Origin of the sequence: Duganella zoogloeoides (assembly GCF_034479515.1) — a bacterium.
Taxonomy (GTDB): domain Bacteria; phylum Pseudomonadota; class Gammaproteobacteria; order Burkholderiales; family Burkholderiaceae_D; genus Rugamonas; species Rugamonas zoogloeoides.
The window spans coordinates 2,825,714-2,849,578 of record NZ_CP140152.1 but is presented as its reverse complement, the minus strand read 5'-3'; the positions used below and the strand labels follow the sequence as shown (position 1 = coordinate 2,849,578).

22 protein-coding genes are annotated in these 23,865 nt (G+C 65.7%); 11 read left to right on the top strand and 11 right to left on the bottom strand.

The window, feature by feature from the left end; translation table 11 throughout:
• Window positions 1-39 precede the first annotated feature (39 nt).
• From SR858_RS12635 to SR858_RS12625, 3 genes are all read right to left on the bottom strand, one after another.
• Window positions 40-1,107, bottom strand: coding sequence for a porin (locus SR858_RS12635; protein ID WP_019921153.1), 1,068 nt, complete (start codon window positions 1,105-1,107; stop codon window positions 40-42).
• Window positions 1,108-1,144: 37 nt separating this feature from the next.
• Entirely contained in the window at window positions 1,145-2,692 is a 1,548-nt protein-coding gene (locus SR858_RS12630; RefSeq protein WP_019921152.1) for a methyl-accepting chemotaxis protein, read from the bottom strand.
• Between the two features lie 158 nt (window positions 2,693-2,850).
• Window positions 2,851-3,768, bottom strand: a complete 918-nt coding sequence (locus SR858_RS12625; protein WP_019921151.1) for a LysR family transcriptional regulator — start codon at window positions 3,766-3,768, stop codon at window positions 2,851-2,853.
• A 149-nt stretch (window positions 3,769-3,917) separates the two neighbouring features.
• Here SR858_RS12625 and mdcA point away from each other — a divergent pair, with 149 nt between their 5' ends.
• The 10 genes from mdcA (at window position 3,918) to SR858_RS12575 (ending at window position 12,029) form a co-directional block, all read left to right on the top strand.
• Entirely contained in the window at window positions 3,918-5,579 is a 1,662-nt protein-coding gene (gene mdcA, locus SR858_RS12620; RefSeq protein WP_019921150.1) for a malonate decarboxylase subunit alpha, read from the top strand.
• Entirely contained in the window at window positions 5,579-6,493 is a 915-nt protein-coding gene (locus tag SR858_RS12615) for a triphosphoribosyl-dephospho-CoA synthase (RefSeq protein ID WP_019921149.1), read from the top strand. Before mdcA ends, SR858_RS12615 begins: the two co-directional genes overlap by 1 nt.
• Window positions 6,474-6,809, top strand: a complete 336-nt coding sequence (locus tag SR858_RS12610) for a malonate decarboxylase subunit delta (RefSeq protein ID WP_026637161.1) — start codon at window positions 6,474-6,476, stop codon at window positions 6,807-6,809. The genes SR858_RS12615 and SR858_RS12610 overlap by 20 nt, the downstream gene beginning before the upstream one ends.
• Entirely contained in the window at window positions 6,806-7,651 is an 846-nt protein-coding gene (locus tag SR858_RS12605; protein ID WP_019921147.1) for a biotin-independent malonate decarboxylase subunit beta, read from the top strand. The genes SR858_RS12610 and SR858_RS12605 overlap by 4 nt, the downstream gene beginning before the upstream one ends.
• Window positions 7,651-8,475 (top strand): biotin-independent malonate decarboxylase subunit gamma, encoded by an 825-nt coding sequence (mdcE, locus tag SR858_RS12600; protein ID WP_019921146.1) that lies wholly within the window; start codon window positions 7,651-7,653, stop codon window positions 8,473-8,475. Before SR858_RS12605 ends, mdcE begins: the two co-directional genes overlap by 1 nt.
• An 87-nt stretch (window positions 8,476-8,562) precedes the next feature.
• Window positions 8,563-8,970 carry a malonate transporter subunit MadL gene (gene madL, locus SR858_RS12595; RefSeq protein ID WP_019921145.1) on the top strand — a complete coding sequence of 136 codons (408 nt, stop codon included), beginning with the start codon at window positions 8,563-8,565 and terminating at the stop codon, window positions 8,968-8,970.
• A gap of 10 nt (window positions 8,971-8,980) precedes the next feature.
• A complete protein-coding gene (madM, locus tag SR858_RS12590) occupies window positions 8,981-9,745 on the top strand; it encodes a malonate transporter subunit MadM (RefSeq protein WP_019921144.1) in 765 nt (254 codons plus the stop codon).
• Between the two features lie 3 nt (window positions 9,746-9,748).
• Window positions 9,749-10,408, top strand: a complete 660-nt coding sequence (locus tag SR858_RS12585) for a malonate decarboxylase holo-ACP synthase (protein ID WP_019921143.1) — start codon at window positions 9,749-9,751, stop codon at window positions 10,406-10,408.
• Window positions 10,405-11,346, top strand: coding sequence for a malonate decarboxylase subunit epsilon (gene mdcH, locus SR858_RS12580; RefSeq protein ID WP_019921142.1), 942 nt, complete (start codon window positions 10,405-10,407; stop codon window positions 11,344-11,346). Before SR858_RS12585 ends, mdcH begins: the two co-directional genes overlap by 4 nt.
• A 35-nt stretch (window positions 11,347-11,381) precedes the next feature.
• Window positions 11,382-12,029 (top strand): DUF2726 domain-containing protein, encoded by a 648-nt coding sequence (locus tag SR858_RS12575; RefSeq protein ID WP_084669893.1) that lies wholly within the window; start codon window positions 11,382-11,384, stop codon window positions 12,027-12,029.
• Between the two features lie 3 nt (window positions 12,030-12,032).
• Here the strand turns inward: SR858_RS12575 and SR858_RS12570 are convergent, their stop codons facing one another.
• Window positions 12,033-12,809, bottom strand: a complete 777-nt coding sequence (locus tag SR858_RS12570; RefSeq protein ID WP_084669892.1) for a DNA-binding protein — start codon at window positions 12,807-12,809, stop codon at window positions 12,033-12,035.
• A gap of 110 nt (window positions 12,810-12,919) precedes the next feature.
• Here SR858_RS12570 and SR858_RS12565 point away from each other — a divergent pair, with 110 nt between their 5' ends.
• Window positions 12,920-13,813, top strand: coding sequence for a LysR family transcriptional regulator (locus SR858_RS12565; RefSeq protein WP_019921139.1), 894 nt, complete (start codon window positions 12,920-12,922; stop codon window positions 13,811-13,813).
• Between the two features lie 61 nt (window positions 13,814-13,874).
• Here the strand turns inward: SR858_RS12565 and paoC are convergent, their stop codons facing one another.
• The 7 genes from paoC to SR858_RS12530 all read right to left on the bottom strand — a co-directional run bounded on the left by paoC (window position 13,875) and on the right by SR858_RS12530 (window position 23,860).
• Window positions 13,875-16,076 carry an aldehyde oxidoreductase molybdenum-binding subunit PaoC gene (gene paoC, locus SR858_RS12560; protein ID WP_019921138.1) on the bottom strand — a complete coding sequence of 734 codons (2,202 nt, stop codon included), beginning with the start codon at window positions 16,074-16,076 and terminating at the stop codon, window positions 13,875-13,877.
• A gap of 3 nt (window positions 16,077-16,079) precedes the next feature.
• Complete coding sequence (locus tag SR858_RS12555; RefSeq protein WP_019921137.1) at window positions 16,080-17,021, bottom strand: FAD binding domain-containing protein; 942 nt, start codon at window positions 17,019-17,021, stop codon at window positions 16,080-16,082.
• 52 nt (window positions 17,022-17,073) lie between these two features.
• Complete coding sequence (paoA, locus tag SR858_RS12550) at window positions 17,074-17,742, bottom strand: aldehyde dehydrogenase iron-sulfur subunit PaoA (protein ID WP_019921136.1); 669 nt, start codon at window positions 17,740-17,742, stop codon at window positions 17,074-17,076.
• Window positions 17,743-17,754: 12 nt separating this feature from the next.
• Entirely contained in the window at window positions 17,755-18,945 is a 1,191-nt protein-coding gene (locus SR858_RS12545; RefSeq protein ID WP_019921135.1) for an MFS transporter, read from the bottom strand.
• Between the two features lie 192 nt (window positions 18,946-19,137).
• Entirely contained in the window at window positions 19,138-20,409 is a 1,272-nt protein-coding gene (pelA, locus tag SR858_RS12540; protein ID WP_026637160.1) for a pectate lyase, read from the bottom strand.
• 11 nt (window positions 20,410-20,420) lie between these two features.
• A complete protein-coding gene (locus SR858_RS12535; RefSeq protein ID WP_322534581.1) occupies window positions 20,421-22,028 on the bottom strand; it encodes a DUF5060 domain-containing protein in 1,608 nt (535 codons plus the stop codon).
• 2 nt (window positions 22,029-22,030) lie between these two features.
• The gene (locus tag SR858_RS12530) at window positions 22,031-23,860 is read right to left on the bottom strand and encodes a glycoside hydrolase family 28 protein (protein ID WP_026637159.1); all 1,830 of its coding nucleotides are present in this window, start codon (window positions 23,858-23,860) and stop codon (window positions 22,031-22,033) included.
• Window positions 23,861-23,865 lie beyond the last annotated feature (5 nt).

The following is a 23,865-nucleotide window of genomic DNA, read 5'->3' as shown; positions in this document are numbered from 1 at the left end:
CAAGCCGAGCCACCTCGACTGGCGCGGCATCATTACACTTTAGAACCGATGCTGCACCCCGGCCATCAAGCCGCGCTGGCTATCGGCAAAACCTGCATCCGCACGCGACAGGCTGATCAACTTGCCGTTCTTGGCCTTGGCATACGCTGCCGTCACGTACACGTCGGTGCGCTTGGACAGCGCATAGCGGGCGCGGGTCACGTACATCTTCGGATCGGCATCGGTGCGGGCCGCCACGTTGCGCACGTCGGTGTAGTAGATGGCGCCGACCAGCGTCAGCGCCGGGCCGGCCTTGTAAGTGAGGCCGGCCCAGTAGGTGTTGGCGCGCACATCGGGCAAGGCGCGGTTGTTCGATTCGTTCTTGTAGCTCCGGCCTACCAGTTGCACCTTGAAGTCGCCGGCAGTGACCATGCCGCCCAGGTGGTAGATATTGCTGGTGTCATGGCGATTGGTGGCAGCAACATTATTGCTGTTGCCCTGTTCGGCCGAGCCGATTACCGAGAACATGCCGGCCGTGTAGGTGGCGGCCACCTGCATCCTCGCGCCGTCGGCGGTACCGGTGCTCTGTTCGCCGAAGGCATACGTGGCGCCGAATTTGAGTGGCCCGGTTTCCAGCGAATATTTGACGATGTTGTCGGCCGACGTGATCATGCCGTAGCTGTTGACGTTCGAGGCCGAGCCGCTCGAGGCCCACGAGTAGTACGGCGCGTATGCCATCGGGTCGAACGGCACGATGAAATCGTACACGGTGGTAAACGAACGGCCCAGGACCACCCGGCCGAACGAACCTTCCAGCCCCACGTTGGCCTGGCGCCGGAACAAACCGCCACCGTCGGAGCCGCCGATGTCGGTCAGCAAACCGCCTTCGAGATTGAACACGGCTTTCAGGCCGCCGCCCAGGTCCTCGGTGCCACGAAAACCGAAGCGCGAGTTGTTCATGCCGCCCGAGCTCACCCGGGTGGCGCTGCCGCCGGGTCCCGCATGGGTCAGGTTTTCCACGCCGGTGTCGAGCAGGCCGTACAGCGTGACGTTCGATTGCGCGGCGGCCGGAGTGACTGCGCTGACGGCGGCCAGCACGGCGCCGGCGATGACGGTGGTCTTATGCATGGAGATCTCCTGAGTTAATTATTGTGATGTTGTTTGCCTATGCCAGGCGGAAGACGCTGACGACCGCCGCCAGGTTGGCCGACTGTTCCTGCAATGCCGCTGCCGCTGCGGCGGCCTCTTCCACCAGCGCGGCATTCTGTTGCGTTACCTGGTCCATCTGGATCACGGCGCGGTTCACTTCTTCGATGCCCACGCTCTGCTCTTCGCTGGCAGCGGTGATCTCGGTCACCACGTCGCTCACGCGGCGCACGCTCTCGAGCATGTCGTTCATCGACTTGCCGGCCTGCTGCACTTGCGACGTGCCGGAACCTACCTGCACCACCGAGTCGTCGATCAGCACCTTGATTTCCTTGGCGGCTGCCGCGCTGCGGTGGGCAAGGTTGCGTACTTCGGTGGCGACCACGGCAAAGCCTCGGCCCTGCTCGCCTGCACGCGCGGCTTCGACGGCAGCGTTCAGCGCCAGGATATTGGTCTGGAACGCGATCCCGTCGATCACACTGATGATGTCGACGATCTTGCGGGATGACGCGCTGATCGATTCCATGGTGGTGATCACCTCGCCCACGACCTTGCCGCAATCGCCGGCGATGGTCGAGGCCGATTGCGCCAGTTTCTTGGCATGGCGCGAGTTGTCGGCATTCTGCTTGACGGTGGACGTCAGCTCTTCCATGGCCGACGCGGTTTCTTCCAGCGAACTGGCCTGCTCCTCGGTGCGGCTCGACAGGTCGAGGTTGCCGCTGGCAATCTCGGCCGAGGCGGTGGCGATGGTGTCGGTGCCGCTGCGTACTTCGCCGACCACGCGCAGCAAGCTGGCGTTCATCAGGCCCAGCGCCACCATCAACTGGCCGGTTTCGTCGGCGCCGCCGCGGGCGATATTGGCGGTCAGATCGCCGTTTGCCACGCGCTGCGCTACTTCGACCGCCTCCTGCAACGGCCGCGATACGATGCGCGCGACCCACACGGCCAGCGCCATGCCGACCACGATCAGCACCACCAGCACGCCCAGGATCAGGTTGCGCGACAGGGCGTAAGTGGCCGAAGCCTGCTCATCGGACGCCGCGCTGCCGTCGTCGTTGATCTTGACCAGCGCTTCGAGCTGCTCGTTCACCTGGCGGAACAGCTTATTGGACGCACCCCGGAACAGCGTGCGCGCTTCTTCCTTGCTGCCCGCGTGCGACAGGCCGGTGAGTTTTTTGCTTTGCGCCATGTAGTCGGCCAGCGACTTTTGCAGCTCGGCGTAGATGCGCTTTTCCTCTGGTTCGGACACCAAGGCAGCGTACGACGCCTGCTGCTTGGACAGGGTTTCTAGCCGGGTGGCCATCGACTTGTCGGTGGCCACCATGTCTTCTTCGGTGGTGAGCAGGATGTGGGTCGATTCGGAGATGCGGTAGCGTGAGAGCGAATTCTGCATCTGCCCCAGGTAGCGCACCGCTGGCAGCCAGTTGGTGGCGATATCGCTGGACGCCTGGCTGACCTTGGTCATTTGCGCGATCGAGAACAGGCCCAGTGCGCAGGTGAAGATGGTGAGGATAGCGAACGAAATGATCAGCTTTTTGCCGATCTTTAAATCATAAAACCACTGCATGTCGCCTCCGGATTATTTTCCTTTTAGAAACATAATCATAGCGACCGGCTTTTTAAAAGTCGATAAAACCGGCATGGCCTCGACGATTTGCGGTGAATTTGTGGCTTTTTAGGTGAATCAGGTAGAAGTTAATCCATGTTGTGTAAAACACCAGCCTCTCAATTGTGTCGGCGCCGATCGTTGTCGAACATGCGCGACTCGGCCGCCAGGGCCAGCAGGTTCGGATCGCGCTCGCGTGATTTGAGCATCAGCAGCGAAATCACCTGGTGCGACGCATACGGCGCCGCCAGCGCGATCAGCTCGATGCGCGCGCTGTACTCGGCCACGCGCGCCGGCAGCAGGCTGTAGCCCATGCCGCTGCCCACCAGGTTGATCAGCGAGAAAATGTCGCTGACCTGCATCGCGGTTTCCGGCTCGAAGCCGGCCTGGCGGAATGCGTGGTTGAAACTGTCTGCCGTCACGAAACCGGCGCCCAGCGTAATCCATTGCTCGTGGCGCAGCTGGCGCAAGTCCACCTGCTTGGCGCCCGCGTAGGGAGAGCCAAGCGGCGCGGCCAGGCGCACCTCGTCCTCGAACATCGGGATGGCAATCAGGCGGGCGTCGTCGCTCGGTGCTTGCAGGCCGATGACCACGGCGTCGAGACGGCCGTCGGCGAGGCCTTGCAGCAAGTCCTTGTTGGAGCCGAGCGTGAGATCCACGTGCAGCTCGGGACGGCGCAATTTCAGGCCCATCAGCAGGTGCGGAATGCAGCGCAAGGTCAGCGAGTACAGCGAGCCGATGCGCAGCCGGCCGCTGTTAAAACCGGCGATCTCGCGCACCTTGCGGATACCTTCTTCCGCCTCGTTGACAGCCCGCTGCGCATGCGTGGCCAGCGCAAACGCGGCCGGCTGGGCAGTCAGCTTGCGGCCTTCGCGCGCAAACAGCTGGCAGCGCAGGCCCTCTTCCAGTGAATGCAGCGCCCGGTGCACGCTGACCACGCTTTGCCCGACCTCGTCCGACACCCGCGCCAGGCTGCCCAGGCGCATGAACGCCAGGAAGATTTCCAGTTTCTTGAGCGTGATTTCTTCGTCGATCATCGTCATTCTCCTCTAATCGAGTATAGCGATAGTTAACCTGAAGGTAAACGTTGCGCCGCTGCGGTTGATTGAACCGGGCGGTATTGCAGCCTATGCTGGGTCCTGTCAGACATCCAGCGTATGTAGAGAACGTAATGACAGGAGACAATATGAACAACCGCAGCAAGCCGCCGCGCCAGTGGGACACGCGGCGCCAGGAAAAGCGCCGCCGCCTCGACTCCGTCCGCCACCTCAGCGAGGGCCCCATCATCGGCACCGACGCCATCGTCGATGCCCTCTCGCTGCTGATCGCCAGCGGCGACCGCGTGGTACTCGAAGGCAACAACCAGAAACAGGCCGATTTCCTGGCCCGCGCCATGGTGCAAATGAATGCGGACAAGGTCAACCAGCTGCACATGATCATGCCCAGCGTGAGCCTGCCGCAGCACCTGGACCTGTTCGAGCGCGGTATCGCCAACAAGCTCGATTTCGCCTTTGCCGGCGCCCAGAGCCTGCGTATCTCGCAACTGCTGCAGGACGGTGTGCTACAAGTGGGCGCGCTACACACCTACGTGGAACTGTATGCGCGGCTGTACGTGGACCTGGCGCCCAACGTGGTGCTGGTGGCCGGCTACATGGCGGACCGCCAGGGCAACCTGTACACGGGAACCAGCACCGAGGACACGCCGGCGCTGGTGGAAGCGGCCGCCTTCCACGATGGCATCGTGATCGCCCAGGTGAACCAGATCGTCGACGATCCGGGCGACCTGCCGCGCGTGGACATTCCCGGTTCGTGGATCGACTTCGTGGTGCAGGCCGACAAGCCGTTTTATATCGAGCCGCTGTTTACCCGCGACCCGCGCCTGATCAAACCAGTGCACGTGCTGATGGGGATGATGGCGATCCGTGGCGTCTATGAGCGCCACAACGTGCAGTCGCTGAATCACGGCATCGGTTTTAACACCGCCGCGATCGAGCTGCTGCTGCCCACTTACGGTGAACAGTTGGGCTTGAAGGGCAAGATCTGCCGCCACTGGACCCTGAATCCGCATCCCACGCTGATCCCCGCCATCGAAAGCGGCTGGGTGGACAGCGTGCATTGCTTCGGCGCCGAACTGGGCATGGAAGCGTATACGGCTGCCCGCCCCGACGTGTTCTTCACGGGCCGCGACGGCTCCATGCGTTCGAACCGCCTGCTGTGCCAGATGGCCGGCCAGTACGCAGTGGACCTGTTCATCGGCGCCACCCTGCAAATGGATGGCCTGGGCAATTCATCGACCGTCACCCACGGCCGCCTCACCGGTTTCGGCGGTGCGCCGAACATGGGCCACGACCCGCACGGCCGCCGCCACGCCACGCCGGCCTGGCTCGACCTGATTGAAGGCGACGACCCGCTCTCGCGCGGCCGCAAGCTGGTGGTGCAGATGGTGGAAACCTTCCAGGACGGCACCCAGCCCACCATCGTCGAATCGCTCGACGCCGTCGCCGTCGGCAAGGCGTCCGGCATGCCGCTGGCGCCGGTGATGATTTACGGTGACGACGTCAGCCATGTGCTGACCGAGGAAGGCATCGCCTACCTGTACAAGGCGCGCAACCTGGAAGAGCGCAAGGCCATGCTGGCGGCGGTGGCGGGCGTCACACCCGTCGGCCTGCGCCACGATCCGAAACAGACCGCGCGCATGCGCCAGGAAGGACTGATCGCGCTGCCGGAAGACCTGGGCGTGCAGCGCACGCAGGCCACGCGCTCGCTGCTGGCCGCCAAGAGCATCGCCGACCTGGTCGACTGGTCCGATGGCTTGTACGACCCGCCTGCCAAATTCAGGAGCTGGTAATGACGATGCTGACCGAAATCTCCTACGCCGCGCCAGTGGAATTAAATGGCGCCGTGCTGGCCGACATTGCCGTCACCGCACTGGTGGACGAAGCCATGCTCACACCGAAACCGGGCCTGGTGGACATGCGCGGCAGCGGCGCCCACACCGACTTGAGCTGGCTGCTGATGTGCCGCTCGGCCCACGCGCTGCGGCCCGCTTTCGAAGCCATGGCCCACGCGGGCGCCACGATGGACGACCTGTCCGCGCTGCGCCGGCGCATCGGCGCCATCGGCCGCGCCGGTGAAACGCTGATGATGAACGCCACCGCAGGCGTCAACACCCACCGGGGCGCGATCTGGGCGCTCGGGCTGCTGGTCACTGCGGCCGCGCAAGGCGACGCCGATGCACGCACCATCGCGGCCCGGGCCGGCGCCCTGGCGCGGCTGCACGATCCTGCCGCCCCGGCCAGCACCGGCAACAAGGGCGAGACCGTGCGCCGCATCTATGGTGTGGGCGGCGCGCGCGGCCAGGCCGAGGCGGCGTTCCCGCACGTGACCGACGTGGCGCTGCCGATGCTGCATGCTTCGCGCGCCCGGGGCGACAGCGAAACCGCAGCGCAACTGAACGCGCTGCTGGCGGTGATGGCCGGCCTGGATGACACCTGCCTGCTGGCGCGCGGCGGCCCGGCCGCACTGACAGCGGCGCAGACCGGCGCCAAGGCGGTGCTTCACGCCGGTGGCGCCGGCACGGACACCGGCCGCGCGGCCTTGCGCGAACTCGACGCCGACCTGCTGGCGCGCCGCGTCTCGCCCGGGGGCGCAGCGGACCTGCTGGCGGCCACACTGCTGCTCGACCGCCTCGCGCATCCGAACCACCGCACCACCCCACAATTACAAGTTACGGAGGCCCAACATGGAACGACTGCATTTTGAATTCCCGGCTGGCCAGCCCGCCGCTTCCCCTGCTGTTACCTGCGCCGTTACCCGCGTGGTCACCGGCGTGGTGGCATCTGGCGACCTGGAGGTGCTCTTGGCCCCGCAAGGCGGCGCGCTGACCACCATCGCCGTGCAAACCTCGGTGGACGGCTACGGCGGCACCTGGAAAGCGCTGCTCGAACGCGTGTTTGCCGACGCCACGCTGCCGGCGGCCAGCATCGAGATCAACGACAACGGCGCCACGCCCGGCGTGGTGCGCATGCGCATCGAGCAGGCGTTCGAAGAAGCGCAAGCGGCTGGAGGTCAACCATGAATATCGAACAACTGCTCAATCGCGACAGCTTTATCGAGCGCAGCGCCCGCAACCGCGCCCGCGCCCTGCTCGATGCAGGCTCGATGCGCGAACTGATCGGCCCTTTTGATCGCGTCACGTCACCATGGCTGGCGCAGCAAAAACTGGTCACCCAGTCCGATGACGGCGTGGTCGTGGCCAAGGGCACGGTCGATGGCGTGGCCACCGTGGTGCTGGCCATCGAAGGCGCGTTCCAGGGCGGCAGCATGGGCGAAGTGGGCGGCGCAAAAATCGCCGGCGCGCTGGAACTGGCGGCCGATGACAACCGCGCCGGCATTCCCACTCAGGCCGTGATCGTGTTTGAAACCGGCGGCGTAAGGCTGCAGGAAGCCAACCTGGGGCTGGCGGCAATTGCCGAAATCCAGTCGGCCATCGTCGATCTGCGCCGCTACCGGCCAGTGATCGGCGTCAGTGCCGGCACCGTGGGCTGCTATGGCGGCATGTCGATCGCCGCCGGCCTGTGCTCGTACCTGGTGCTCACCCGCGAGGCGCGCCTGGGGCTCAACGGCCCGCAGGTGATCGAGCAGGAAGCGGGGATCGCCGAATTCGATGCCCGCAACCGCGCCCTGATCTGGGGCCTGACCGGCGGCCAGCAGCGCGCAGCGACCGGCCTGGCCGATGCGCTGGTAGACGACGATACGGCGCAGGTGCGCAGCCTGGTGGTGGACCTGTTCCGCGCCGGCGTGCCGGCCGAGCATCGCAGCGACCGTTACGCCCATTACCTCGAACGCCTGGCGCGTTTCGACACCGCCGGCCAGCCCGAGGCGGCCGATGTCCGCGCCCTGTACGGAAAGGATCTCTGATGAATACCGCAAACCACACCTCCAACGGTGGCACCTGGCTCGACCTGCTCGCTGGCGGCGCCGATGTTTATGACTGGCCGGCGGTGCGCGTGCGCGATGCGAGCCTGGCCGGTGCACCCGCGCGTTTTATTGCCGTGGTGCCCGACGCCGCTAATCGTTTCCCGCGCGCCCGCACCGGCGAAGTGGGCCTAGTCGAAGGCTGGCAGCTGGCGCAGGCCGTGCACGAGGTTATAAACGCCGACCGCGCATCTTCCAACAAGCGCGCCATCGTCGCCGTGATCGACGTCACCAGCCAGGCCTATGGCCGCCGCGAGGAAGCCTTCGGCATCCACCAGGCGCTGGCCGGCGCGGCGGGCGCTTATGCCCAGGCGCGGCTGGCCGGCCACCCGGTGATCGGCCTGATCGTCGGGCTGGCGATGTCGGGCGCATTCCTCGCCCATGGCTACCAGGCCAACCGCCTGATCGCTTTCGACGATCCCGGCGTGATGGTGCATGCGATGGGCAAGGCGTCCGCTGCGCGGATCACGCTGCGGTCGGTGGAAGCCCTGGAAGCGCTCGCGCAAAGCGTGCCGCCGATGGCGTACGACATCCACAGCTATGCGTCGCTCGGTTTGTTGTGGAAGGTGCTGCAGCCTTCGAGCGCATCGGCGCCGTCATCGGACGACGTGGCGCTGGTGACGACCACTCTGGAAGCCGCGCTGGCCGATATCGCCAACGACACCCGCAAATACCTCGCCACCCGGTTCGATGGCGAACACCGGGCCGCCTCGCGGCGCGTCCGGCAACTGCTGCGCGAGCAGTGGAAAGGAGAGACCAGCGCCTGACCCACTATGACGGCCGCCCATGAAACCACTATATAAACCGGTGCGGTCGATCCCTGGAACGAGTTGAAACGAGTTGGAGACACAATCATGATTATCTACGGAACCGCTTTACTGGCGATCTGCCACCTGCTGGGAATCTTCCTCGGCGACCTGCTGGGCACCCTGATCGGCGCCAAGACCAATGTCGGCGGCGTCGGCATTGCGATGATATTGCTCATCTGCGCCCGGCTGTGGATGCACAAGAAGGGCTGGATGCCCGAGCAGACCGAAATGGGCGTGGCCTTCTGGGGCGCGATGTATATCCCGGTCGTGGTCGCCATGGCCGCGCAACAGAATGTGCTGACCGCGCTGCGCGGCGGCCCGGTCGCACTGCTGGCGGCCGTCGGCAGCGTGGTGGTGTGCGCCTGCGTGATCGCGCTGATCAACCGCGGCGAAAAGGTTGAAGGAACGGCTTTGCCGCCGCTGGAAGTGCCAACCCCTGCCACCGTGCGCTAAGGAGATCGTCATGCTCGAACTACTCGAAGGAACCGCCCGCCACAACGGCCTGGTCACCGCATTTGCACTGGTGGGCCTGGTGATGCTGATCTCCATGAAACTCTCGCGCCACTTGACCATGGGACGCGTGCACGGCTCCGCCATCGCCATCGTGATCGGCCTTGGGCTGGCCTACTGGGGCGGCGTGCAGACCGGCGGCACCAAGGGCCTGGCCGACGTCTCGCTGTTTGCCGGCGTGGGCCTGATGGGCGGCGCCATGCTGCGCGACTTCGCGATTGTCGCCACCGCGTTCGAAGTGCAAGTGGTGGAAGCGAAAAAGGCCGGCATGGTCGGCGTGGCGGCGTTGTTGCTGGGCACTTTCCTGCCGTTTATCGTGGGCGCTGGCGTGGCCTACGCGTTCGGTTATCGCGATGCGGTCAGCATCACCACTATCGGCGCCGGCGCGGTCACGTATATCGTCGGCCCGGTCACCGGGGCTGCCATTGGCGCCACGTCGGACGTGATGGCGCTGAGTATTGCCGCCGGCCTGATCAAGGCCATCCTGGTGATGGTGGCCACGCCGGCCGCCGCCAAGTTCCTCGGCTTGCGCACGCCGCGTTCGGCGATGGTGTTCGGCGGCCTGGCCGGCACCGTGTCCGGCGTCTCGGCCGGCCTCGCGGCCACCGACCGCAGGCTGGTGCCGTATGGCGCGCTGGTGGCCACGTTCCACACGGGACTGGGCTGCCTGCTCGGTCCATCGCTGTTATTCTTTGCCACCCGCGCCATTGTTGGATAACGCATGAAAAGCCTGCCCTGCCGTCCGCACGACCTGCTGTTCGTGCGCTTACCCGACCGTTTCGACACGGGAGGTGCCTGGCCCGGGTGGCTCGACGCGGCGTGGCTCATGCAAGCGCCGCTGGTGGTGCGGCGCGAGGCGGCGCCTGGCAGCCTGCTGCCGGTGGGCGCACGCGGCCTCACGCGCAGCCAGCGCTGCAAGGGTTATGTGCAGCGCGATGCCGTGGCCCGCTGCGTCACGCCAGAGATGCTGGCGCGCCTGCATCTGCGCGCGGTGCGTTCGGACGAGTGCCAGTCGGTCCTGCCGCCGCTGCGCGCGCTGGCCGCCATGGCGCCGCGCCTGAAAGACCTGGGCCTGGCGTGGGGCCCTACCGGCGGCGCCGGCTTTTACCTGGCGTCCGGCCTGCCGGTGCTGCACGCGGACAGCGACCTCGATCTGCTGGTGCGCGCACCGGAAACGCTGCCGGCCTGGATCATCGACCGCTTGCTGCGGTTGCAGGACCAGCAGGCGTGCCGGGTCGATATCCAGGTGGATACGGGCCTGGGCGGTTTCGCCCTCAACGAATACGCGCGCGGCGGCCGGCTGCTGCTCAAGACCGCGCACGGGCCTGTGCTGGTCGCCGATCCGTGGCGCATGACAGACGCGCAGCGCGAGGCAGCATGAGCGTGCTGTTCACCTTCCCCGGCCAGGGCGCGCAAAAGCCCGGCATGCTGCACGCACTGCCCGTGCACGCGGCGGTGGGTAACACGCTGGCCGAGGCATCGGCGGCGCTGCGCAGCGACGTGTTGTTGCTCGACACCGTCGAAGCGCTGCGCTCCACCGTTCCCGTGCAACTGTGCCTGCTGGTGGCTGGCGTGGCTGCCGCGCGCTACCTGGCCGTTCTCGGCGCACAACCGACGATGGTGGCAGGGCTGTCGATCGGCGCCTATCCGGCCGCCGTCACTGCCGGTGTGCTGGACTTTGCCGACGCCGTGCGGCTGGTGCGCCAGCGTGCACAGTCGATGGAAGATGCCTATCCGGCCGGCTTTGGCATGACGGCGGTATCGGGCCTGTTGGAAGCCCAGCTCACGCCGCTGATAGCGCAAGTGCACAGCATGGAAACGCCCGTGTACCTGGCCAACCTGAACGGCCCGCGCCAGTTAGTCATCGCCGGTGCCGACCAGGCCATGGCGGCAGTAGCCGCGCTGGTGCAGACCGGCAGCTCGGGCGCCAAGACCGAGCGGCTGGCGGTAAGCGTGCCGTCGCATTGCGAATTATTCGACCGGCAGGCGATGGAACTGGCAGCGGCGATGGCTGGCGTGCCGTTGCGCCGTCCGCGCATGACGTACATCAGCGGCAGCGCGGCGGGGGCGCTATTTGACGGCGCCGCCATCGGCGCCGACCTGGCCCGCAACATGGCGCGACCGGTGCTCTGGCACGATAGCGTGCGCCACGCGTGGGAACGCGGCGCGCGGCTGGCCGTGGAAATGCCGAGCGGCAGCGTGCTAACCAAGCTGGCGCAGCCGGTGTTTGACGGTGGGATGGCGGTCAGTTGCGAGGGGATGCGGTTCGAGGATATCGCCCGGCTGATTGAGCGCGAGGGTAGCCAAATGTCAAGGTAGTTGCCATCGAGAAATAATGGCGTTATGCTGTGGGTATGACATCCCCCGTACTTCAAGACCCGCTAGTGGCGAGCATTGCGCAACCATTGTTCACCGCATTTATTCAGTACGGTTTGCCAGCCCTAGCGCTCTATGCAGTGCTGTCATTTATCAGAGCACGTCTCTCGGCGCACAAACGGCGTCAGCGAAATCAGCAACGCCAGGAGCGTCCGACGCCGCTGCCAGTTTTCGCTCCCCCGGTCCGGGATCTGCCACCGTCATCACCGCCACCGCTGAGCAGCATACCGGTACGCGCCCGACGCCCACTGACGCCGTTCGAAGAACAGATGTTCAGCACGCTTTCCACCGCGCTGCCCGAGTGCGTGGTACTGGCCCAAGTGGCGTTTTCCGCCCTGATCACCACCGACGAACAAACTCATCGTAACCGTTTCGACCGCAAGGTGGCGGATTTCGTTATCTGCTCGCGGCAACTGACGCCGATCGCGGTCGTCGAACTTGATGACCGGTCGCACTGGAACAAGCGAGCGGCCGACGCGGATCGGGACACCATGCTACGCAACGCCGGATACCACACCCTGCGCTACCAGGGCATACCGCCGACAGAAGATGTACGGCGCGACATCGAGGCGCTGCTGGTCGCGTTGACCGCGCCGCCACCGGCCCCGGAGCTCCATTACATCTAGGCCCTACTTCGGCGCCGCCATCCGGTCCAGGTAGGCTCGCAACTGCTCCCCCATCTGCTCCTGGACCTGCGCGCGTGCTTCGGCCTGCGCCAGCAGCAGTTCCAGTTCGCGGGCTCGCGCCTGCGCTGGCGCTAGGGCCGATTCCATCGCCGCCACCTGCTCGCCCAGGCGCTCGTTGTGGGCGATGCTCGTGGCCAGCTGCCGTTCCAGGTCGCCCGTGTGACGTTGCTGCGCCTGCAGTTGCTCGACTTTCTGTTCGAGCTTGCGGGCGTTGGTCAGCTGTTCGTACAGCGATTGCTGGGTGTGCGCCAGCTCGGTCGCGATGCGGCTGCTTTCCTTGCTCAGTTGCGCCAGTTCGTCCTGCTTGATGTTGAAGGCCAGCCGCTGCTGGCGCAACTCGGTTTGCAGCCGTGCCTCCTGTTCGCGCGTGGTGCGCAATTCGCTTTCCATCTGCCGATTTGCGTGCGCCAGTTGCAGCTCTTTCTCGGCCAGTTCCGCGCGCGCGAGATCGAGCTGGTCGTCCGACTCCTGGCGCAGCCGCGCCGCCAGCCGCTCCACCAGGTCGTGCAGGACATCGCTGATAGTCGATGGGCGCCCGCCAGCCGCGATAGCACTGCCCTGCTCTTCATCGAGCTCTTTCAAATATTTGTGGATCGTGGTCTTGGAGCCAGTATTGCCCAACGCCACGCGTACCGCATCCACCGACGGGTACTGGCCTTGCGCCAGCAAACCGGCGCGAGCGTGCGCCACCTCTTCTTTCGACAATCCGGTACGTGCCATGCATGACTCCCGATAAAATAACGTATTACATACCACGTATTATGTAATACTATTCAATCCCAAGCAAGCACTTGCTGTATCATCGAGTCTTTGCAACCACCGCATCGACCATGGCACGCGACAATATCAGCGACATTCTCGTCTTTTTCGCCGTCGCGCGCGAGCGCAGTTTTACGCGGGCAGCCGCCAAGCTCGGCATGACGCAATCGGCGCTCAGCCATATCATCCGTTCGCTGGAAGAACGCCTGGGCGTGCGCCTGCTGACGCGCACCACGCGCAGCGTCTCCCCTACCGAAGCTGGCGAGCGGCTGCTGCTCAATGTGGCGCCGCGCCTGGAGGAAATCGAGGCGGAGATCGCGGCCGTCACCGACCTTGGCGACAAGCCGGCCGGCACCATCCGCATCACCGCCATCGACCTGGTGGTCGATACGATCCTGTTACCGCGCATCGCGCCGCTGTTGCCGCTATACCCGGACCTGCACGTGGAAATCAACTCGGACTACCGGCTGGTCGATATCGCTGCCGAGCGCTACGACATCGGCGTGCGCCACGGCGACCAGGTAGAAAAGGACATGATCGCCGTGCGCCTCACGCCCGATATTCCGATGCGCATCGTCGGCTCGCCGTCGTACTTCGCCTGGCACAGCAAGCCGAACACGATCGCAGATCTGCTGAAGCAGAACTGCATCGCACTGCGCTTTGCCGGCAGCGGCGGCTTGTATGCGTGGGAATTGTGCGAACACGGCAAGCCCGTGGAAGCGCGCGTGCGCGGCCAAGCCGTATTTACCAGCGTGTATCCGATGCGCGACGCGGCACTGGCCGGCTGCGGCCTGGCCTTCCTGCCCGGCGACCTGGTGGACGAACATATCGCGGCTGGCCGCCTGGTGTCGGTGATGGAGGACTGCTGTCCGAACTTCGAAGGACTGCACGCCTATTATCCGAGCCGGCGGCAGTCCTCGCGGGCCCTGTCACTGGTGATCGAGGCGATCCGATTGAAGAATTGAAGACGGGGCCGCAGCCCCGTAATCGTTTCTACATGTGTCAGTACAGCGGTCAGTACAGCGGTCAGTACGCCGCCGGCATTTGCGCAATCAGTTTATCCAGCGTGAGCGGATAGTCGCGCACGCGGATGCCCGTGGCATTGTGGATGGCATTGGCCACCGCCGCCCCTACGCCGCACAGGCCCAACTCACCGACACCCTTGGCTTTCATCGGCGACGACATCGGGTCGTTCTCGTCGAGGAAAACCACCTCCTGGTGCGGAATGTCGGCATGCACCGGCACCTCGTACCCGGCCAGGTCGTGATTGACGAAAAAGCCCAGGCGCTTGTCCACCACCAGGTGCTCCATCAACGCCCCGCCCACGCCCATGGTCATGGCGCCGATCAGCTGGCTGCGCGCGGTCTTGGGGTTGAGGATGCGGCCCGCCGCGCACACGGCCAGCATGCGCCGCACCCGCACTTCGGCGGTCGCCAGGTCCACGCCCACTTCCACGAAGTGCGCCCCGAAAGTCGATTGCTGGAATTTTTTGCCGAGATCACCGAATTCGATCGCGTCTTCCGCCGTGATCGCACCCGGGGCTGCCACGTCGGACAGCGCCACCTTCTTGGCGCCGACGTGCACCTGGCCGTCGGCAAATTCGGCGGCGACCGGATCGAGGCCGGCCTGGCGCGCAATCTGTTCGCGCAGCTTCACGCACGCTGCATACACGCCGGCCGTGGCGCTGTTGGCGCCCCACTGCCCGCCCGAGCCGGATGACACCGGGAACGACGAGTCGCCCAGGCGCACCGTTACGCGCTCGACCGGCAGGCCTAGCATTTCTGCCGCCGTCTGGGCGATGATGGTGTAACTGCCGGTGCCGATGTCGGTCATGTCGGTTTCCACCGTCACCGTGCCTCCCTGCTCCAGCCGTACGCGCGCGCCGGACGTCATCACGATGTTGTTGCGGAAGGCCGAGGCCACGCCCATGCCCACCAGCCAGCGGCCGTCGCGGCGCGTACCCGGCTGCGCGGCGCGCTGGTCCCAGCCGAACTTGCGCGCGCCCTGGCGCAGGCACTCCACCAGGCGGCGCTGCGAGAACTTGCGGCCACGCTGCTCGGGATCGACCGTGGTGTCGTTGAGGACGCGGAACGTTACCGGGTCCATCCTGAGTTTTTCCGCCAGTTCGTCGATGGCCACTTCCAGCGCCATCAGGCCCGGCGCCTCGCCCGGCGCGCGCATGGCATTGCCTTCCGGCAGATCGAGCGTGGCCAGCATCATGCGGGTCAGGCGGTTAGCACCGGCGTACAGCAGGCGCGTTTGCGCCACCGCCGTTTCCGGCCCGCCGCCTTCCAGGTCGCCCGACCAGCTCTCGTGGGCGATGGCGGTAATGCGGCCCTCGCGCGAGGCCCCGATGCGGATGCGCTGGATGGTGGCCGGGCGGTGCGTGGTGTTGTTGGCGATGAGCGGGCGTTGCAGCGTCACCTTCACCGGGCGCTTGACGAACCTGGCGGCCAGCGCGGCCAGCACGGTTTCGCTGCGCAGGAAGAGCTTGCCGCCGAAGCCGCCGCCGATGTAAGGCGAAATCAATCGCACCTTGTCCTTGGGGATGCCCAGCGTGGTGGCCAGGTCGGTGCGGGTCCAGGCTATCATCTGGTTCGAGATCCATACCGTGAGCTGGTCACCTTGCCACGATGCGATCGATGCGAACGGCTCCATCATCGCATGGGTGTGATCGGGCGTGGTGTAGGTGGCGTCGAGCTTGACCGGGGCATTGGCGTACGCGCCTTCGAAGTCGCCGGTGCGGTCTTCGTCCCTGTCGCCGGACTTGACCGGCCTGGCCCGGGCCATCGCTGCCTTGAGGTCGAACGCTCCCGGCGCAGCCTCGTAATCGACGCGCACCAGCGCGGCGGCAGCACGCGCCTGCTCGAAGGTCTCGGCCACCACCAAGGCCACGGCCTGGTGATAATGCTGCACGTCGGGTCCGGCCAGCAGGTGGGCGGTGTTGAAATTGCCTTTGCCCAGTTTGCCCGCACTCTCGTGCGTGACAATGGTCAGCACGCCCGGCGCGCGGTTGGCGGCGGTGCTGTCGATACCCTTGATGCGCCCCTTGGGGATGCTGGCGCCGATCACATAGCCGTAGACGGCGTTCGGCGCCGCTGCGTGCTGTTCGTACGCGTACGGCGCGGTGCCGGTGACTTTGAGCGGACCGTCGATCCGGTCCAGGGGCTTGCCCACCACCTTGAGCTGGTCGATGGGATTGATGCTTGCCGGCTTGGTGAATTTCATGTCTTATCCTTTCACGATGGCGTCGAGCGTGCGTTGCACCAGCACGACCTTGAAGGCGTTTTCCTCGGTGGTGCGGGCGCCGGCCAGCAACAGCGTCGTCGCGGCCTGGCCGCCCTGCGGCAGTGCGGCGTCGGCCGCCGGCACGCGCCACGGCTGGTGCGCCACGCCGCCCACGGCCACGCGGCCGGTGCCGTCTGGCTGCACCACGGCCGCTACCGAGACCAGCGCGAACGCGTACGAGGCGCGGTCGCGCACCTTGCGGTACACGTGGCGTCCGCCGAGCGGCTTGGGTAGCGTGACGGCGGTGATCAGTTCCGCCGGGCGCAGGTTGGTGTCCAGGTTGGGCGTGTTGCCGGGCAGGCGATAGAAGTCGGCGATGGGAATCGCGCGCTTGGCGCCGTCCGGGTTCACCGTTTCCACCACGGCGTCAAGCAGGCGCATGGCCACCGCCATGTCGCTCGGGTGCGTGGCGATGCAGGCGTCGCTCTGCCCCACGATGGCGTGGCCGCGCGTAAAACCGCCGATGGCGGCGCAGCCGGCGCCGGGTGTGCGCTTGTTGCAGGCCTGGTTGGTGTCGTAGAAGTACGGGCAGCGCGTGCGTTGCAGGAGGTTGCCAGCCGTAGTGGCCTTGTTGCGCAGCTGGGCGCTGGCGCCCGCCAGCAAGGCGCGCGACAGCACGCCGTAATCGCGGCGCACGGTGGTGTCGGCCGCCAGGTCGGTATTGCGTACCAGCGCGCCGATGCGCAAGCCGCCGTCCGGCGTGGCGTCGATGCGGTCCAGGCCCAGGCCGTTCACGTCCACCAGGTGCGTTGGCGTTTCGATCTCGAGCTTCATCAGGTCGAGCAGGTTGGTGCCGCCCGCGATGAAGCGGGCGCCGGGTGTGCGGGCCGCGACTGCCGCCGCTTCGGCAACTGTGGCGGCACGTTGATAGGTAAAGGCTCTCATGAAATACTCCCCGCCATCGACATCATGGACGCTAGTTGATCGGTAAAGGCTCTCATGCGCGGCTCCCGGCCACCTCGGTGATGGCGTCGATGATGTTGGAATAGGCGCCGCAGCGGCATAGATTGCCGCTCATGCGTTCACGCAGTTCGGCTGCCGACAGCAAGGGCTGGGCGGTCAGGTCGCCGGTGACATGGCTTGGCACGCCGCGTTTGATCTCATCAAGCATCGCCACCGCCGAGCAGATCTGGCCCGGGGTACAGTAGCCGCACTGGAAACCGTCATGTTTGACGAACGCCGCCTGCATCGGGTGCAGCCGGTCCGGCGCACCCAGACCTTCGATGGTGGCGACCTCGGCGCCTTCGTGCATCACCGCCAGCGTCAGGCAGGAGTTGATGCGGCGGCCATCGACGAGTACCGTGCAGGCGCCGCACTGGCCGTGGTCGCAGCCTTTCTTGGTGCCGGTCAGGTGCAGGTGCTCGCGCAGCGCGTCGAGCAAGGTGGTGCGGGTGTCGAGCGAGAGGGTGTGCGGCTTGCCGTTGATGCGCATGGTGACGGTGGACTGCACCGGCGCCGGGGTGGTGGCATCGATGCCAGCGGTGCCTGTGAGTGCTGAGGCGGCGCCCTGCCCGGCCGCCATGGCCGGCAGTGCGGCGGCGGTGGCCGTGAGGGCGCCGCCGATCAGGATCCCGCGCCGGGTGTTGTCGATGTCTTGATTATGCATGGTCGTCCTTGTTTATTTAAGAGTAGTAGCCAGGGCCACCGAAGTTTTAGCGCCGGCGCGTGCCGCCAGCAGGGAAACGCCACTTGCCGCCACCAGCACTACTGCCGCCAGTTCGAACGTACCGCGATAGCCGCCGACGTCAAATACCAGGCCGCCCACCATGGCGCCGAGCATGATCGCCAGCTGCACCACGGCCACCATCAGGCCGCCGCCCGCCTCGGCATCATGCGGCAAGGTCCGGGCCAGCCAGGTCCACCAGCCCACCGGCGCCGACGTGGCCAGCAGGCCCCACAAAGCCAGCAGCACGGCAGTGGCGGCCACCGACGCGCCAAACGTCATCAACCCCAGGGCGATCGCCGCCATCAGCAGCGGGATCGCGACCAGGGTGCGGTACAGGTGGTTGTCCAGCAGGCCGCCGATCAGCGCGGTACCGGCAAAGCCGGCCACACCCAGGACCAGCAACAGCAGCGACAGGGTGGAGACGCTGGCGTGGGTCACGGTTTCCAGGAACGGCCGCAGGTACGTAAACAGCGCGAATTGCCCCATGAAGAACAGGCTCACGGCAACCATGCCCAGCGCCACTTCGGGCCGTTTGAGCAGCGCTGGCAGGCTGGCCGGTCTGGCGTTGGTGTCGTTGTGCATGGGCGGCAGCGTGGCCAGCTTCCACACGAACGCGATGAGCGCGACCGGGATCACGCACAGGAAGGCGCCGCGCCAGCCGATCAGGGAACCGAGAAAACTGCCGGCGGGCGCCGCGATCACGGTGGCCAGCGCATTGCCGCCGTTGAGGATGGCCAGCGCGCGCGGGATTTTCGCGGGTTCTACCAGCCGCATCACGGTTGCTGCCGACAGCGACCAGAAACCGCCGATGGCCACACCGATCAGCGCGCGGCCCACCATGAAGACCAGGTAGTTCGGCGCAAACGCCACCACGGTGCCGGAGACGATCATCAGCATCGACATGGCCAGCAGCAGGATCTTGCGATCCATTTTGCCGGCCATGCCGGAGATGAACAGGCTGGTGAGCAAGGCAAAGGCGCCGGAAATGGCGATCGCCTGGCCGGCCTGCCCTTCGGTGATCTGCAGGTCGGCGGCGATCGGCGTGAGCAGGCTGACCGGCATGAATTCGGATGCCACCAGTGCGAAGGCGCCCAACGACATGGCCAGCACCGCGCCCCAGGCAGAGGTGTTTTGCGCCCGCATCAAGCCGCCGGCGTGATGAAGTTGAGGGACTCAGGTAAGAAGACGCCCGAGTGGGCGCAGCAGGCTTCGATAGTCATGACAGGATCCTTTGAATTGCACAATGCGGAGAGCCTGCATGCTAAATGCTAATTCATGCGTAAAACGTCATGAATATTTGATGACCTTATGAAACTCCTTCATCAATAAACCTCGTTATTTGGCTGCCGCCGAATACTTGCGCGCCCACTTCGCGTACTTGTCCAGCGTCGATGCCGGGTTATTGACATACCACGCGTAACCGGCGCGGCGCTCGGGCGAGAGTTCGTTGACGTCGGTGTGGATGGTGCGGTCGCGGTCGCCGAAGATCGGGCGCATGGTGGCAATGTCGTACAGGCGCGCCCATAGCGGGCCGGCGCCGGCTTTGGGCTTGAGGCCAGCACTGTCCTTGCTGCGCACCCATTCCTGGTCATGGATGGCGGCGCGTTTGAGCCAGGCCGCGCCGGCATCCACCGCGTTGACGATGGCCGGACTGGGCGCCGGGTCGCGCATCAGCACGTTGAGAAGTCGCGCGCTTTCCACGCTGGTGAGCGCGATCGGCTCGAAGTTGCGGGCGCCGACCGGGGCGAGCGTCACCGCGTCGTGCTGCTGGCACCAGGCGGTGAGCACGCCATCGACCCGGATCTGGCTGGCGATGATCACCTGCTCGGCCTGGTCGCGCGATTGCGCCGCGCGCGCTGCCAGCTGCGGCGGGACAAAGCTGTAGTCGCCTTTGCGCAATGCCACGTCTTCCAGCAGGTCGGTGACGTTGGCCAGCGCGTTGTCGTTGTAGGTGATGGCGTCGTGGTAGCCGCCAGCCAGCGGATACACTTGCGGGAAGCCGCCGTTCGGATACTGGGCAGTAAACAGGTATTCCATGCCGCGCACGAAGGCCGCGGTATATTCAGGTTTGCCGGCACCACCTCCGCTGGCGATCACCCGCGCCAGGAAGCGCAATTCGGTAATGGTGGCATCGTTGTCGATGGTGCCGACGTACGACCAGCCTTCCAGCTTGCCGCCGTCGCTGTGGACATACGCTTCACCCTTCTGGCGCGGCGGTTCGCTGCGGTTGACGTTTTTACCCCAGCCGCCGGCCGGGGTCTGGTAGCTGACGATGTTGTCGGCCACGCGCAGCGCCTCGGCGGAACCATACCAGGGCCCCGGATTCTTGAGCGGCATGCCGTTGCCCTGCGGCGGGTGCGTTGCTGCTGCCACCTGCCACAGCGGAAGCGTTGCGCGTTCGGCGGCCAGCGCTGCCTTGTCGGCCGCCATCAGGCTGCGCGAGCGCTCCAGGTAGGCCTGCCACACGGCGCGCTCGGGCACGGACAACACGGCGAGCCGGGCTTCGCTCAACGCTTGCGGGGTCTCCATCTTGCCGATCACCTCGGCGTGGGCGGAGACCGCCGCCAGCACCACCGCCATGGCCGCAGCCAGCACACATCGTTTCATTAACAACACTCCTAAGGCACGCGCACGATGCGCAGCGCCATGTACGGACGGCCCGGCAGCGCGATGCTGCGGCCATCCTTGTCGGCGAACATATAGTCGTCGCGCTTTTTGATCTCGAACACGCCTTCAACCGGCGCGACCGTCATGTTCCACGTATCGATCACTTCGACCTTGAAGCGCATGCCGTCCTTCAAGCCGGTCTTGAACAAGGCGAACGGCCAGGTGGTCGGCTGCGCGCGGTTGAAGTAACCGAGATAATACTCGCCATGCTTGCCGGCGAACGGATGCTCCTGCCACTTGTCGATCGGTTCCAGGCCCTCGGCCGGGCTGTCGGCCAGGATCTTGTGGAAGAACGCCAGCCGGGGCGCGCTCTGGCCGCGCAGCACGCCGCCCTTGCCCAGCCAGATCTCGCCCTTGCCGCTGGTGTCGGTGTAGATCTCGCTGTGGCCCACGTAGGTGCCGGCCACCGCACCGTTCCAGAAGCGCAGCACCATTTCTTCCGGTGTCAGCTGTCCCCAGCGCTTGGTCCAGTTGCCTTCGTACTTCACTTCGTCGAACACCACCGGCTTGTGATAGACGTCGCGGAACAGCACCGCGCGCTCCGGGTCTTCCGTTGCCGCGCCGTGCTGGATGCTCACGTGCGTGACCCACGGCTTGCTGTGGTCATAGAAGCGGAACGCGTTGTGGATCGAGCGCAGGTGGTTGTACGGATCGGCGGCCTGGACGATGCGGAAATAACGGTCCCAGTCGTCGGTCCGCTTCTCGGTGAGGAAGTCGTACTCGTTGGCCATCGACCACCACACGTTGCGGTACGCGGACAGCCGCGCCACCACGTACCGCAGGTAGCGGTCATCGACGGCGGCCGGCATGCGGTCGAAGCCCCAGCGGCCCTTGTCGTACGGGTGGAACAGGATCAAATCGGCCTCGATGCCGAGCGCGCGCAGTTGCGCCACGCGCTGGTCGAGGTTGCGGAAGAAGACCGGATCGAAGCGGGTGAAGTCCCAGCCGTGCGGCGGCTTGCCGACGAACGGAAAATGCTGGCCCGCCACCTGGTCGTCGTTGTTCGGGAAGATCGCCATGCGGATCTTGTTGAACGGCGCCCCGGCCAGGGTCTTGAGCGTTTGCTCCTGCAGCGCCGCGCTCTGGTGGGTCCAGGCATAGCTGGTGGTGCCCACTTGCCAGAACGGCGTACCGTCGCCATAGCCGAAGTGGTACGTGTTGCGCACCGCGACCGGGCCATGGTTGCCGGGCGCCGGCTGCACCGCCGTGAAGGTGCCGCGCTTGCCGTGCAGCGCGGGTACGCCGGAGCGGGTTTCGTAGGTCCAGTCGCCCACGGAATCGGGCATGAAGCGGATTTTATAGACGCCGTCGCCATCGTAAAAGCCTGGCACCAGCTGTTCGCGCCCGCCCTGGCGGAATACGGCCGACAGTTCCACTTCCAGGAAAGGGTTGCCGTTGGCAGGTCCCGTAAACGACAGTTCGAGCGTGCCCCACCGCTCCACCGGACCAGCTGCCTGCGTCACGCCGAACTGGTTCACCGCAGGCGCGGCGGCTGCATGGCCTACATGTCCGAAAGCGACCACGCCAGCCAACAACATCATGCAAACACGTCGCTTCATTTTTACCCCGACAGGTTCTCGTCGTACCGCTTGCCGCCGATGACGACGTTGCGCAGCGCGATATTTTTTGCGTTGTGGATGAACCACGGCTGCGCGGCGCTGACCGGCTTGCCGAAGTCGCAATCGCTGATCGTCACGTCCGTGACCGGCAGTATCGGCTTGCCGGCCGGGCCGTTGTAGCTATGGGCCACGGGACCGAGCACGATGAATGCCTGGTAGCAGCCGAACGTGCCCTCGGCAGTCTTGACGTCCGCCACCCGGATATCCGAGATGTGCACGTGCGAGACTTCGGGCGGGCGGCTGCGTATCAGGTCGAACGCGGGCGCGTAGTCGCAATCGAAGGTAATCACGGCGCCGCCGCCCGTCGGCACGGTGCCGGCCTTGACCGGGCCGCCCGGGATCGGCTTGTAGAAGCCGGGCTTCAAACGCACGCCATTGGGCAGTTTGACATCGCGCACATAAAAATGGCGCAGGAAGCCGCCGCGATTCATATTGGTTTTCAGGCGCACCACGGTATTGAGCGGGTCGGTCTGCCAGTGCTGGTTGCGCACGTCCAGGTGCTGGGCGTACACGTGCTCGATCCCGGCCGACATTTCGCTGCCCAGGGTCACGGCGCCGTGACCGCTGTTCATCACCGAATTCTGGATCACGACGTTGCGGGTGGGGCCGTAATTGGTATCGAGGTTCTTGCCCGCCTTGATGGCGATGCAGTCGTCGCCGGTGTTGAACCAGCAGCCGTCCACCAGCACGGTGTCGCACGATTCCGGATCGAAACCGTCGGAGTTCGGACCGATGCTCTCCATGCGCACCTTGGAAAAATGCACGCGGCGGCAATCGACCGGGTGGTGGATCCAGAACGGCGTGTTGATCACCTGGTAGCCCTGCATCAGCACATGGTCGCAGTCGATGAATTCGACCATGCACGGGCGCAGGTAGTGGCCGAGGCCGAAGATACGTTTTTCGATGGGCACGCCCGCTTCGGACAGCGCCGGCAGGAATTTTTCATCGCTGCGCCAGTCGGGCGCATCGCCCTGGATCCGCGCCAGCACGGCCGCGTCGAGCCCCGGCGCCAACGCGGCCAGCGACTCGGGATTGAGCGGATTGTTGCGGCCCTGGTGCATGGCATCCGGGTTCGGTCCCTGGCGCGCGCCCTTGGGGTTCATGCCCCACCAGCCGTTGCCGCTGCCGTCCTCGAACGGCACGCCGGCCTGTCCATCGAGCTCGCTGGTCCAGTCGGCGCCGGTGATGGCGATATTGCGTTGGCCGCGCGCATACACGAGCGGCGAGAAATTCAGGCAGTCATTGCCCTGCCAGCGCGAGAGCACCAGCTTGCCGTTGGCGCCGCAATCGTAGTCGCCGTCGCGCGCGTAATCGCGCGGATCGGCGGAAAAACGTATCCGCGCCCTGGCTGCCAGGTGCACGCGCACGTTCGACAGCAGCACGATCGGGCCCTTGCAGTACCAGTCGCCGGCGGGCACCAGCACGGTGCCGCCACCGACCTGGTGGACGGCGGCAATCGCAGCGCGCAGCGCGGGATAGCAGTCGTGGGAACCGGGAACGGGCGTGAGGACCTTACCTTTGGCGTCGATGGTGGGAAAACCATCGACTGCATGCAACTGGCAAGGCCTGGCGCCGTGGCTGGTGATAGAAACTTCGCGCTGCGAGAAATCGAGCGGCTTGGAAAATTGATCGATGATGCCCTGGGCATAAGCCCAGGGATCTGCGGGCGCAGTCCTGGCTGCAGACGGCGCGCCCGCCACCGAGGCGGCGGCCATGGCGGCCGCCCCCTTCAGCAAACGGCGCCGTCCCTGGTGTGGAGACGGTTGGTTCATATGAC